The sequence below is a fragment of the Flagellimonas profundi genome (assembly GCF_017313275.1).
In the GTDB taxonomy this organism is placed as follows: domain Bacteria; phylum Bacteroidota; class Bacteroidia; order Flavobacteriales; family Flavobacteriaceae; genus Flagellimonas; species Flagellimonas profundi.
In genome coordinates, this window is the sequence record NZ_JAFLNM010000002.1 from 873,335 (window position 1) to 886,535 (window position 13,201).

Below are 13,201 nucleotides of genomic sequence, written 5' to 3' on the forward strand. Positions count from 1 at the left end.
ACTTCTGGAGGAATCTCTATTCGTTTTCTGTCTAGGTGACTGAGCGGAGTCGAAGTCACATTTAAATGGTCAAGTAGCTTCGACTTCGCTCAGCTACCAAAATTATTTAGCTGGCAGCACTTTAGTGGTCACTTCACCAAAGCCGACTCTAATATCGTCTTTTTGGGCGTAACCCCTCATCGTTACCGTATCACCATCTTCAATAAATTTTCGTTCCGTTCCATCTTTTAATTTGATGGGTCTTGTGCCACCCCAAGACAATTCGAGCATGGAGCCAAAACTGTTTTCTTCTTTACCGGAAATGGTTCCGGAGGCCATCATATCCCCAATGTTAATGTTACAACCGTTTACCGTATGATGCGCCAATTGCTGGGCCATATTCCAGTACATATGTTTAAAATTGCTAAAGCAAACGGTGGTTTCCTTTCCTTGTTCTGGTGTGATGGCAACCTCCAAGTTGATATCATAGTTCTTTTCGCCTTCATATTTTAGATAGGGCAATACTTCGGGCTCTTGTTTGGGACCATGGGTCCTAAAGGGTTCCAAAGCTTCCAAAGTCACCACCCATGGAGAAATAGACGAGGCAAAGTTCTTGGCCAAGAATGGACCAAGGGGCACATATTCCCATTTTTGAATGTCACGAGCGGACCAATCGTTGAACAGTACCAGTCCAAAAATATAATCCTCGGCTTCCTTGGTGGAAATGGATTCGCCCAATTGGGTTTCTTTTCCACAGACAAAGCCCATTTCAAGCTCAAAATCCAAGCGTTTTGTAGGACCAAAAACAGGTGAGTCCTCACCTTTGGGCATTGTCTGACCTTTGGGACGATGAATGGGCTGCCCACTTACAATTATGGAACTTGCCCTGCCATGGTAACCCACTGGAATGTGTTTCCAATTGGGCAAAAGGGCGTTTTCGGGGTCGCGGAACATTTTCCCTACATTGGTGGCGTGTTCCAAACTGGAATAAAAATCGGTATAGTCTCCGACCGCTACGGGCATATGCATGTGGGCCTCGGACTGCTTAACGAAGAGTTCGGGCTTTCCGGCTAAAACGGAATTATCGTCTTTCAGCCAATACTGAATCTTTTTACGGACCCGTTTGGTGACTTCCTTTCCAAGGGAAATAAAATCGTTCAAGGTATCCTTTTCCAGCAATGCCGTGTTGAAGTCGAACACATCCAACTCAGCAACGGCGGCTAAATCAAGAATGTATTCCCCAACGGCGACACCTACTCGTGGACTTCGGTCCCGCGTTGAAAAGATCCCAAAAGGGATATTGTGAATCGAAAAATCTGAATTTTCAGGTATTTCTATAATCATCGAATGTTACATATATGTCATTCCTGCGGAGGCAGGAATCTTTTTGAACAATGGATTCCGCATCGTGCTTCGACTGCGCTCGAAATGACAGAAGGCAATAACGAATTCATTTTACTCCAACCACGATTTATAATACTTGCCATCATCAATTTTGAGGGCATTTTCTGTTACTTGCAATGGTTTGAAGGTGTCTATCATCACGGCCAATTCTTCCGTACCTTTTTTACCGATACTGGCTTCGTAAGTGCCTGGGTGCGGTCCGTGCGGAATACCCGCTGGGTGCAACGAAATATATCCTGGTCCAATTCCTGTTCGGCTCATAAAATCACCATCCACATAGTACAACACTTCATCGGAATCTATGTTGGAGTGATTGTAAGGTGCGGGAATCGATTTTGGATGATAATCATACAGTCTTGGGCAGAATGAGCAAACCACGAACGCACCTGTTTCAAAAGTTTGGTGAACAGGTGGCGGTTGATGTACGCGCCCCGTAATCGGTTCAAAATTATGGATGGAAAATCCGTAGGGGAAGTTGTAACCGTCCCATCCCACTACATCAAAAGGATGTGTGGAATAAACGAGTTGGTGCAACATACCCTGTTTTTTGATTTTCATCAAAAACTCTCCTTTTTCATCAAAAGTTTGGAGGTCCTGCGGCAATTTATAGTCTCGTTCGCAAAAAGGGGAGTGTTCCAAAAGTTGGCCAAACCAGTTGCGATACCTTTTTGGGGTATAAATTGGATGGAAGGACTCAGCATACAAAATACGGTTGTCCTCTGTATCAAACTCTATTTGATAAATCATTCCACGGGGAATGATGAGGTAATCCCCATATTCAAACGGAATGTTCCCCAAAAAGGTTTTCAAGGTTCCCGACCCTTTATGGATAAAGAGCATTTCGTCTGCATCGGCATTTTTATAGAAATAGTCCGTAACAGATTTTCTAGGTGCCGCCAAACCTACATGAACATCGTTGTTCACCAAGAGCGGTTCCCGTGCTTCAAGAAAATCATCTTTGGGAGCTACATCAAAACCGATAAACTTGCGGCTAGTGATATTTTTTTCTACCGCAATCTTTGGACCTACATCCAGAGCTTTCCCAATTTCCTTGACCTGAGTAGGTCGGTGAACGTGGTAGGAAAGTGAGGACATCCCATCAAAACCGATAGTTCCAAAAAGCTGCTCGTAATAGAGGCCACCATCGGGTTTCTCGAATTGGGTATGCCGTTTTTGCGGAATTTTCCCGAGTTTATGATAAATAGGCATTGCTTTGGTTTTAAGTGATAAGTGTTAAGTGATGAGCACATTGCTTGCCCAAAACTTAACACTTATAATTTACAATTTTTAGTGCAATGTGCCGCGAAGCTCTTGTTCACGTTCTATGGCTTCGAACAATGCTTTAAAGTTACCTTTTCCAAACGACTGTGCACCTTTTCTTTGGATTATTTCGAAAAACATGGTTGGTCGAGGCTCTACAGGCTTGGTAAAGATCTGTAACAAATATCCCTCATCATCGCGATCTACCAAGATGCCCAATTCTTTCAAAGGTGCAATGTCCTCGTCAATTTCACCGACACGGTCGGTTACGGCATCATAATATGTAGCGGGAACTCTCAAGAATTCCACTCCACGACTTCTAAGATCGCGAACGGTTTGGATAATATCGTCCGTGGCCACGGCAATGTGCTGTACGCCTTCATCCTCATAAAAGTCGAGGTACTCTTCCACTTGGGATTTTTTCTTTCCTTCGGCAGGTTCGTTGATCGGAAATTTGATACGTCCGTTACCGTTGCTCATCACCTTACTCATCAAAGCAGTGTAGTCCGTGGAAATATCGTTATCGTCAAAAGAAAGAATGTTTTTAAAGCCAAGTACATCCTCGTAAAACTTTACCCAATGGTTCATTTTGTTCCAACCAACATTACCTACCATATGGTCCACAAACTTTAGACCGGTTGGTTCTGGGTTATAATCAGGTGTTTCCCATTTTTTAAAGCCGGGCAGAAAGGTTCCATTGTAATCCTTGCGTTCCACAAAAATATGCACGGTCTCACCATAGGTGTAGATCCCGGAACGGACCACTTTACCATCCTTGTCCTCTTCAACTCGTGGCTCCATGTAGGATGTGGCACCTCTTTCCATGGCATTGTTATAGGCTACAGTGGCATCATCCACCCATAGGGCCACAACTTTAACCCCATCACCATGTTTGTCGATATGTTTTCCTATTTCCGTCCCACTTTTTAAGGGAGAAGTCAACACCAAACGGATTTTATCCTGCACCACTACGTAGCTCTCACGGTCCTTTAGTCCAGTTTCAAGCCCAGCTTGCGCATAGGATTGAAACCCGAAAGCTGATTTGTAGTAATGGGCTGCTTGCTTGGAATTCCCTACATATAGCTCTACATAATCGGTCCCGTTAATGGGCATAAAATCTTCAGATGTATTTGCTCCTTTGGGAAGTGTTGTTGTTTCCATGATGTATTCTGTTTTTTTATTGTTCAGTCTTATTTTGTTGCATCAACAACAAAAATAGTAATTTTGAAATACGAAAGGGATTTTGTTGACTGAAATTTGAGTTAAAATTAATGAAGACCTTGATGGATGATTCTTGGAAAAAAGGGAATCCCTATTTTTGTGGCTATTCTTAAATAAATGCTCAGTCGTATAGATGAAATACAGGGGATGGGGTTCCATTTGGATTTGGTACTCCGTAAGATTCAAAAAGCTTATCTGCGTAAGTTTGATGAACTCGGTGTTGATACGACCATTGAGCAATGGGTGATTCTTTATCAAATCCACCAATTGGGGGAGAACGCCAGTCAGCGTGATATTGTAAACGAGAACTTTCGAAACCGTGCCACCACCTCTAGGGTAATCGGTGGGTTGGAGCGCAAAGGCTGGATTTCCAAAACCCGTTTTGATGGTGATCAAAAGCGATTTAAACTGGAACTGACACCTAAAGGGCAAGAAATTTTGGACATTACACTGCCCAGTGCCTTGGCTTTGCGAAAACTAGCGGTCAAAGGTGTGGATGCTTCGGAATTTGAAACCTTTTTAAAGGTTTTGGATACGATAGGGGATAATTATGAAGAAAATTAGTTCAAATGGTCAAAAGTCAACTTGGCTATAGTGGCCAACCCAATAAGTAAAATAAAGATGAGGCTTAACCTTCGGAATTTTCCTTGCGGAATGTAATGCAGTATTCTTTTTCCTAAATAAGTGCCCACCAAACCAATAGCGAATAAAAAAGGCAGATAGGTTAATTCCTGCTTCCCGATATATCCATTTTCGTAATAGACAAAAGTTCGCGAAAAATCAATCATAAAATCAATAAAGGCAGAGGTGGCGATAAAGGCATGTTTTTCCAGATTGAATGCCGCCATGGTAAGTCCTCTAATGGCCCCTCCAGTACCCAATAATCCCGCCGAAAAACCAGATAGTGAACCTCCGATTATGGAGTTCCTTTTGTTGGGAAGTACCATAATTTCATTTTTTATCAAAAACAGTAGACTAAAAACAACGAGAAATATCCCCAAAATAATTTCCAATGAGCCGGTATCCACTATTTTGGATAAGAATCCACCTGCAATAACAAATAGTACCGAAGGGACACCGATGTACAACAATAGCTTTTTGTCCAACCCTTTTTTGAACAGGAATATTTTACTGACGTTGCTGGACAGATGGAAAATGGCCGTCATGCCAAGAACCGAGTAAAAATCAAAGTAAAAATTACCGAGTGGCACAAAGAACACCGAAGAACCGAAGCCACCAATGGTGCCAATGATTTCCGCAGCCAAAGCCAATAGGAGAAAAATGTAGCTTATCTTCACGACTTATCGATTCCTAGAAAAAGAAAGGTACTCTTTTTATGCTATTTATTTCCTGACTTATTCCAAGTATCATAAAAGCCTTTCAGTACCCAAAAGGCTTTTTTCTTTTTACCCTCTTCCGAGATCAATCCTTTTCGGTTATAATCGTCCTGTATGTTGGGCAATGGTCTTCGGGGCGATCTAAAATCCACCAAAATCCAGGGGGACATGCCTTTTAACTGGTCAATTTTCTGCAGCATTGCCAAGGTTTCTTGATACAGATATTCTTGGTATTCCTCGGTCCATCGTGTGTTTCTATCACCGTGAAGACCCTGTTTGGCACCTGCCCCGAACTCAGAAACGATAACGGGCTTGTTTTGAGTGATTTCCCATTCTGTAATTCTTGCCAGATCGGGGGTTCCTCCGTACCATCCTATGTATTGGTTAAAACTGAGTACATCCACCAATTCGGCCATGGGATCATCAATATGTTTAATGTTAGGGTTGTTTGGGTCGCTACTCTGTTCCAATGCGGCACTGATCAGTCGGGTGGAATCTATTTTTCTTGCTGTTTTAATGAGATTGGTCAAAAAAGCAGTCCGCACATCGCTCACGGGAGTTTCGTTGGCCATGGACCAGATGATGACCGCAGCCCGGTTTTTGTCCCGTTGCATCATTTCTTGCAACTGATTTTCTGCATTCGCATAGGTATTCGGGTTGTTCCATTGAATGGTCCAATAGACCGGATTCTCTTCCCAGACCAAAATACCCATCTCGTCCGCAAGCCTAATAATGTGCTCATTGTGCGGATAGTGGGACAAACGAACGTAGTTTCCGCCCATTTCCTTGATCCATCCCAAGACTTTCTCGGCATCTGCCCTGGAATTCGCTCTTCCTTTGGTGATAGGGCTTTCTTCATGCAGACTGATACCTTTGAGCAGTATGGGTTCCCCATTCAAAAGGATATCATCTTCTTGGGTGCTAATGGTTCGGAATCCTATTTGGTCTTTCAGTTGTTCTTCATTAGTTGAAAAAGATACTTCATATAGCTTGGGATTTTCGGGTGACCAGTAGTCAATTTTTCTGGATTTGATTTCGAAACTGCCCTGGCCCGAAGCATCTGTGACCAACTTCTTTTTGATACCCAATTCTGGTATTTCCACCGTAACTTCATGAGCGGAATTGGCTTCACCTTTTAGGTTGACCTCACCTTTGATGATATGGTTGTCCTCAGTATCCAAATGGATAAAATAGTCAAGAATGTAGGTTAATGGTGTTTCGACCAATTTTACGTCCCGAGTGATGCCGCCATAGTTCCACCAATCGGTATTTAGGGTAGGGACACCCTCTTTGGACCGCTTATTGTCTATCTTAAAAATGATAAAGTTGTCCTTTTCCTTCAATAGATCGGTCACTTCAAAATTAAAAGGCGTGAACCCCCCAAGGTGAGCACCCAACTTTTTGCCATTTAAGTAGGCTTCTGTTTTGTAATTGGCAGCTCCTACATATAAAAACACCCTGTTGCTATCTTCCGTCTTGGTATAATCAAAAGATTTCTTGTACCAGATCGTGCCTTCGTAATAGTAGAGTTTCTCTTTTTGGGTGTTCCAATCCCCAGGAACTTGCAAAGTATCGGATTCATCAAAATTATATTCGATTAAATCTGAAGGACGCTGGGCCTTTGTATTGGTAAAATAGGCATTGGCCGAAACCTGTTCCTGTTGGTCGAACGGTTCGTAGCGATAATTGTAATACCCATTTTCGTATGGATCTACAATGTAATGCCATACTCCATTGAGGGAGGTGGTTTTTCGGTTAAAGGTGTTGATCATCAAGGCATCGGGTTCTTGCGACCAGATATGCGTATTACAGCCGAGTATGAACACCAGGCCTAAAACAATGTTTTTCATGTGCTCGTGTTGGAGTACTAAAGATAGGAAACTTGTTATTTATGTCATTTTACCCTAATAAAATCTTAAAATGTCGATTTTGTGTTAATTAAGCATATAAACTGGACAATCCATTGGAAGTTGGGGCAATAAAACCACCTCAACTTTGTCCTTGTATAACTTAGATATACAACTGCTATGAAAAACACGAATTTTTATCCGACAATGTGGTCAACAGTCCCATATGTCCCAAGTGTTATGACAGCTGCATATGCTGCCGAAACCCATGGAACTGAGTTGATCTTGAAAAATGAGGCCGCAACGGCACACCATGTTTCAGAAATGTCCCTTAACATTACCAAGTTCTCTGCAATCGACGAGCACGGTAATGAGCACTTTATTATAGATTTTCCCGGTCAGAACCCAGTAACCCTAAAAGGAATTGCTTCAGGGAACTTTATACGTTCCAAAAGCGTGCTTTCCTTGCCCCAAGGTAAATACAAAGCTTTTCGCTTTTATACAGCGGGTTGGGGCAACCAGTTTATTTACCGGGATGGGGTGGCCGAATCGGCCAATTCGTTCAACCGTTTGGATTTTCAGATTGAAAATGGGTTTACGGTTGAGGAAGGCAATGCCCCTGAAGTTAAATTGTGGTTTGACTTTTCTCCCTACCAGTGGAAGCGACACTTTAAACCGCTTACGGATTTGTTTATTGGGAGCAAAAGTCAAAAACCACGATTGGCCAATAGTTTTGGCAATTGATCATTAAGCTATGAAAAGGAATGAAAAAGGCACCGATTGGGTGCCTTTTTTACTATTTAAAAGTTAGATTAACCCCCCACTGAGCCGTTTTAATTTTTGCAATACCTCATATACTGAAAAACTTCTGGCAAAACGGGCCATTTCCCTGTCATCTGCCTTTATGATGACCACCGGTAAGGTAAATACCATGGATTGTCCTGTAAACTCCACTTCCTCCTCCACATCTACTACTCTAATGTTCACTTTTGGAAAATTTTCCTTTACGGCTTCCAGCAACTTTGGTTTTAACACCTTACAGACGCCACAGGTTTTGCCCGTAAAATAAATGAGGTCTAAGGTTTGCGTTTCTATCATATGGATTTTTTGAAATCAATAATCCGAATATTCTGTAGGGTATAAAAACCAAATATCGGCATGGTTCACATTATTTTCATATTTGGGCATGGCAATCAGTTCTTTCCACTCAGGCGAATCTACAAAGGCTTCCCAGTTTTTGTCCCTAGTGGGCATATCCGCATGGGTGGTCATATACATTAAATTGGGCATTTTTGGCCCGGAAAGCACCTCCCCATAAAATACGGCATTGAAATCCAATCGGTCGAACAGTGTTACCTCGCCGCCGGCGTTGAACATATCCACCTTGTTGCGATAGTATTTTTCGGTGGGTGATTCATAGCTACGCAACTCATAGACGCGTTCAGATCTTGGACCGTCCAAATTTGGAACCTTCATCATCGGCATATCGGTAAAGGCCTGCAATAGAATGGACTCAATATGATCGTAGGGCGGATTGTCATAATTCGCATCGATATATGCACTCCCTGCGGCAGTATAGGTCTCGTCTTCCAGGAGTTTACTGTCCAAATCCTGGAACTGTTCCAAACTTTCAAAAGGCAGTAAAACAAAGGTTTTTTGGATGGTATCGTTTTCATTGGTACGAAATTTAAATACTCCTACTTGGTCGATGCCCTGTTTTTTTACGGCGGGCATAAATGCATTTTTTAGGTAGTTGTCCACCGTAGCCACTTGTTCATCGGAACTAAAGGAGTAGATTTTAAGTTGGTAAAATTCCCGTCCTTCTTCTGCAGTTTCTGGAGTTTCAGGTGTTTCTTTGGTCTCGGGGTTTGGATTGCCGCAGCTTGCCATGGCAATTGCAATCAACAGCGATAGTAGTTTGATGGTTTTCATTTTGTGTGGTTGAATTTGATGTGGGTTATTAACGTTGATTCAAAAGTAATGATTCAAGATAGGGATTTATTTGGTGATAGTTAGGTCGACTATTTGGCCTTCGATGCGCTGTCTTTTGAAATCAGGGCAATCAAACCCAAAATAGGCCCCAGTGCCAAAATCATATAAACCATATTGGAATCTGTCCAAGTCCTCATTTCATTGAGCAATTGAATACTGACAATGGTGATGGCAAACCCAATACAGTTCACAATAGTGAGTGCAGTTCCCTTTATTTCGGCCGATGCATTCTGTGCCACCAAGGTTGAAAATAGGGGAGAATCCGCAATAACCACCATACCCCAAAATATGAGGAAAGCAACAAATAGCACTTCGGATTCCTGAGCAAATAGTAAAGGGGAAATCATACAGCAAATACCGGAAAGCAATAAGACGATAAATGCGACCCGCTTGGTTCCCATGAGCTGTGCCAAATACCCTCCCAATACGCAAGCTAAACCGCCAATGCCTATGATCAAGAACGATAACAAAGGGATATTGAAGGTAATGGTTGGATGTAGTAACGTATATGTGGTTAACATGATGGGAACAAAGGCCCAAAAGGTGTAGAGTTCCCACATATGGCCAAAATAGCCAAAGGCTGCAGAACGAAAACTGCCATTCCGGAACACTTTAAAAAAAGCTGATAATTCTATTTTTTGACTTGGTTTTCGGTAGGGGCCATCGGGTACCAAACTTACCATAAGTGTACCGCCCAAAACAGCCAAGCATGAGGTGGCCACCAATACCATTTTCCAAGGAAAGGCATGGGTCATGTTTTTTAATAAATGGGGAAACGCTGTGCCGACTACTAAAGCGCCGACCAAAAAGCCCAGGGATTTGCCCAATCCTTTTTCGAAATAATCTGCAGCAATCTTCATGCCTACGGGGTAGATGCCAGCAAGGAAAAATCCTGTAAAAAAACGAAAGCTGAGTATGCTGCCCAAGCCGTTGCCTTCCCAGATGACTCCTAAATTGAACAGTCCTCCCAGTAAGGCACAAACCAAAAATACCTTGGATGGAGAAAAACGGTCTGCAATGGATAAAATGGCAAAGACCAAGGTACCGATAATAAAACCAAACTGAACCGCCGAAGTCAAATGCCCTACGGCACTTTCACTTAGTCCGAAAGTGGCCACCAAGTCGGGCATTACGCCATTGCCCGCAAACCAAAGTGATGTACAGCAAAACTGGGACAACACGATGATAGGGAGTATGATTTTTGAGGGCTTCATTAAGGATTCTCTAATGCGCCTCCAACCAGTTCTCGCCAATGCCTACTTCCACATCCAAGGGTACGGATAGTTTGTAGGCGTGTTCCATTTCGGATTTAATGAGTTTCTTCATCTCTTCCAGTTCAGGTTTGTAGCAATCAAACACTAATTCATCATGCACCTGTAACAACATTTTGGTCTTGTACTTGCCTTCGGAAAGTTTTTTATGGATGTTGATCATCGCAATTTTGATGATATCCGCAGCGCTACCTTGAATGGGAGCATTTACCGCGTTTCGTTCTGCTGCACCGCGCACCACTTGGTTGCCCGCATTAATATCTTTTAGATATCTCCTACGGCCCAACACTGTTTGCACATATCCATGTTCACGTGCAAAATCCACCTGATCACTGATGTAATTGCGCAATTTTGGATAGGTTTTGTAATAGGTGTCTATAAGTTCCTTGGCCTCGGTACGGCTCAAATCCGTTTGGTTGCTCAAACCAAAGGCCGACACCCCATAAATAATCCCAAAGTTTACTGTTTTTGCATTGCTACGCTGTTCACGGGTCACTTCGTCAATGGGTACGTTAAATACTTTGGATGCCGTGGAAGCGTGAATATCTTCTCCATTTTTAAAAGCAGAGATCATGGTGTCCTCTTCGCTCAAGGCAGCGATAATCCGTAATTCTATTTGGGAGTAATCCGCAGCCATCAACACATAGTTTTCATCCCGTGGAATAAAAGCCTTTCGCACTTGTCGTCCCCGCTCCGTGCGGATGGGAATATTTTGTAAGTTCGGGTTATTGCTGCTCAAACGCCCCGTAGCGGCAACGGTTTGCATATAATCGGTATGTACCCGCCCTGTTTTTTCCTGTACCTCGTTGGGCAATGCATCCACATACGTACTTTTTAGTTTGGCCAAGCCGCGGTAGTCCAGCACATTTTGAATGATTTCGTGGTCCTTTGCTAAGTACGAGAGCACATCTTCCGAGGTGGAAAATTGACCTGTTTTGGTCTTTTTTGGTTTGTCCACCAGCTTCAGTTTGCCAAAAAGAATTTCGCCCAACTGTTTTGGGGATGCAATGTTGAACTCTTCTCCCGCTTCTTCATAAATTTTCTGTTCCAGTTCTTTGATATCCTTGTCCAATTGCTCCGAAAGGCTATTCAAAAACTCCTTATCCAGATTGATACCTTCCAGTTCCATATCCGCCAAAACCCGTAGCAATGGAATTTCAATCTCATCAAACAACTTATCGGTATGGGCCTCTTTGAGCTCTGGTGTGAATTTTAGACCCAACTGAAAAGTGATATCGGCATCCTCCACGGCATATTCCGTTTGTTTTTCCAAAGGAACCTCGCGCATACTGAGCTGGTTCTTACCTTTTTTGCCAATAAGCTCGGTAATGGAAATAGGGGTATAGTTGAGGTAGGTCTCGGACAGGACGTCCATATTGTGGCGCATGTCAGGGTTAATGAGGTAGTGGGCCAGCATGGTATCGAACAATTTGCCCTTGACCTCTACGCCGTAGTTTTGCATTACCTTGATGTCGTACTTAAGGTTTTGCCCCACCTTTTCAATGTCCTCGGATTCAAAAAATGGACGCAATTTTTCGATCAACGGTTTGGCATCGTTCTCATTATCGGGGAAGGGCACGTAAAACCCTTTGCCGGGTGACCAGCTAAAAGCAATTCCCACCAATTCAGCTTCCAATGGATTGAGGGAAGTAGTCTCGGTATCAAAACAGACAGAAGGTTGTTTCATCAGCATTTCCAAAAAGAGTTCCATCCCCATGCCATCTTGCACATTCTGATAAAAATGGGGCACATCACCAATGGTCATTCGGCTGTTTACATCCTTGATAGTGGCACCGGCTTCCGAAGGATCTCCACCAAACAAGGTAAACTGACCGCTGCCGGCAACCTTTGCTTCTTCTTTGGCCGTTTTGGTATTCGTAACTTGGGTGCTTGCTTCCGCTTCGCCCGTGAATATTTTAATGAATTGGTCCTTTAGTCTGCGGAATTCGAGTTCCTCAAAGATTTCTTGGACTTTTTCGGCATCGGGCGGACACATTTCGTAATCCTCTGCATGGAATTGTACATCGCAATCGGTCTTGATCTCTGCCAATTTTCTGGATAATCTTCCCAGTTCTGCATTATCCTCGACTTTCTCCTTCATTTTGCCTTTGAGCTGGTCGGTATTCGCCAATAGTCCTTCCATGGAATCGAACTGATCGATGAATTTTTTGGCCGTTTTGTCGCCGACGCCGGGAAGTCCTGGAATATTGTCGCTGGCATCCCCCATCATTCCCAAATAATCGATTACCTGCTCGGGTCGCTTTACGCCAAAGCGTTTTTGTACTTCGGGGATGCCCCAAATCTCGATGCCATTCCCCATTCGCGCAGGACGGTACATAAAAATGTTCTCGCTCACCAATTGGCCAAAATCTTTGTCGGGCGTTACCATAAACACCTTGTAATTTTCCTTCTCGGCCTGTTTGGCCAAGGTGCCGATAAGGTCATCGGCCTCATAGCCCTCCAATTCCACTACGGGAATTTTCATGGCTTCCAAAATTTGTTGAATGTAGGGAACGGCAATACGAATGGCATCCGGTGTTTCGTCTCGATTGGCTTTGTAGTCCTCGAACATTTCTGTACGCTCTACACTACCTCCCTTATCAAAGGCAACGGCCAAATGGTCGGGCTGCTCACGTTTGATCACATCAAAAAGGGAATTCACAAATCCCATAATGGCGGAGGTGTCCATTCCCTTGGAGTTGATTCTTGGGTTTTTGATGAGGGCGTAGTAGCCACGAAAAATAAGCGCGTAGGCGTCTAAAAGAAAGAGTCTTTTTTGTTCGGACATTTTATTTGGTTAAGAATGTTCAATAAACAATTAGCAGTACCCAAAAAGGGTAGGGGATTAAAAGTACGAATTGCGGTTTAAAAGATGTCAGATATCAGATAT

The 13,201-nt window shown here is 43.2% G+C and carries 11 protein-coding genes; 2 read left to right on the forward strand and 9 right to left on the reverse strand.

Features of this window, described 5'->3' with window-relative positions; translation table 11 throughout:
- Positions 1–102: 102 nt before the first annotated feature.
- From fahA to hppD, 3 genes are all read right to left on the reverse strand, one after another.
- Entirely contained in the window at positions 103–1,323 is a 1,221-nt protein-coding gene (gene fahA, locus J0654_RS12865; protein WP_207029490.1) for a fumarylacetoacetase, read from the reverse strand.
- A 111-nt stretch (positions 1,324–1,434) separates the two neighbouring features.
- A complete protein-coding gene (locus J0654_RS12870; protein WP_207029491.1) occupies positions 1,435–2,592 on the reverse strand; it encodes a homogentisate 1,2-dioxygenase in 1,158 nt (385 codons plus the stop codon).
- A gap of 78 nt (positions 2,593–2,670) precedes the next feature.
- The gene (gene hppD / locus J0654_RS12875) at positions 2,671–3,804 is read right to left on the reverse strand and encodes a 4-hydroxyphenylpyruvate dioxygenase (protein WP_207029492.1); all 1,134 of its coding nucleotides are present in this window, start codon (positions 3,802–3,804) and stop codon (positions 2,671–2,673) included.
- Between the two features lie 177 nt (positions 3,805–3,981).
- On the opposite strand from hppD, the gene J0654_RS12880 reads away from it, so the two are divergent.
- Positions 3,982–4,428 carry a MarR family winged helix-turn-helix transcriptional regulator gene (locus tag J0654_RS12880; protein WP_207029493.1) on the forward strand — a complete coding sequence of 149 codons (447 nt, stop codon included), beginning with the start codon at positions 3,982–3,984 and terminating at the stop codon, positions 4,426–4,428.
- Here J0654_RS12880 and J0654_RS12885 read toward each other — a convergent pair.
- Positions 4,425–5,162 carry a sulfite exporter TauE/SafE family protein gene (locus J0654_RS12885; protein ID WP_207029494.1) on the reverse strand — a complete coding sequence of 246 codons (738 nt, stop codon included), beginning with the start codon at positions 5,160–5,162 and terminating at the stop codon, positions 4,425–4,427. The genes J0654_RS12880 and J0654_RS12885 overlap by 4 nt on opposite strands.
- Before the next feature lie 41 nt (positions 5,163–5,203).
- Entirely contained in the window at positions 5,204–7,051 is a 1,848-nt protein-coding gene (locus J0654_RS12890) for a glycoside hydrolase family 2 protein (protein WP_207029495.1), read from the reverse strand.
- Between the two features lie 237 nt (positions 7,052–7,288).
- Here J0654_RS12890 and J0654_RS12895 point away from each other — a divergent pair, with 237 nt between their 5' ends.
- A complete protein-coding gene (locus J0654_RS12895) occupies positions 7,289–7,792 on the forward strand; it encodes a hypothetical protein (protein WP_207029496.1) in 504 nt (167 codons plus the stop codon).
- A 63-nt stretch (positions 7,793–7,855) separates the two neighbouring features.
- Here the strand turns inward: J0654_RS12895 and J0654_RS12900 are convergent, their stop codons facing one another.
- The 4 genes from J0654_RS12900 to polA form a co-directional block, all read right to left on the reverse strand.
- On the reverse strand, positions 7,856–8,146 hold the full coding sequence (locus tag J0654_RS12900; RefSeq protein WP_207029497.1) for a thioredoxin domain-containing protein: 291 nt from the start codon (positions 8,144–8,146) through the stop codon (positions 7,856–7,858).
- A 15-nt stretch (positions 8,147–8,161) separates the two neighbouring features.
- Positions 8,162–8,980 (reverse strand): NIPSNAP family protein, encoded by an 819-nt coding sequence (locus J0654_RS12905; protein WP_207029498.1) that lies wholly within the window; start codon positions 8,978–8,980, stop codon positions 8,162–8,164.
- A gap of 89 nt (positions 8,981–9,069) precedes the next feature.
- Positions 9,070–10,254 (reverse strand): MFS transporter, encoded by a 1,185-nt coding sequence (locus J0654_RS12910; protein WP_207029499.1) that lies wholly within the window; start codon positions 10,252–10,254, stop codon positions 9,070–9,072.
- 10 nt (positions 10,255–10,264) lie between these two features.
- Positions 10,265–13,099 (reverse strand): DNA polymerase I, encoded by a 2,835-nt coding sequence (gene polA, locus J0654_RS12915; RefSeq protein WP_207029500.1) that lies wholly within the window; start codon positions 13,097–13,099, stop codon positions 10,265–10,267.
- Positions 13,100–13,201 lie beyond the last annotated feature (102 nt).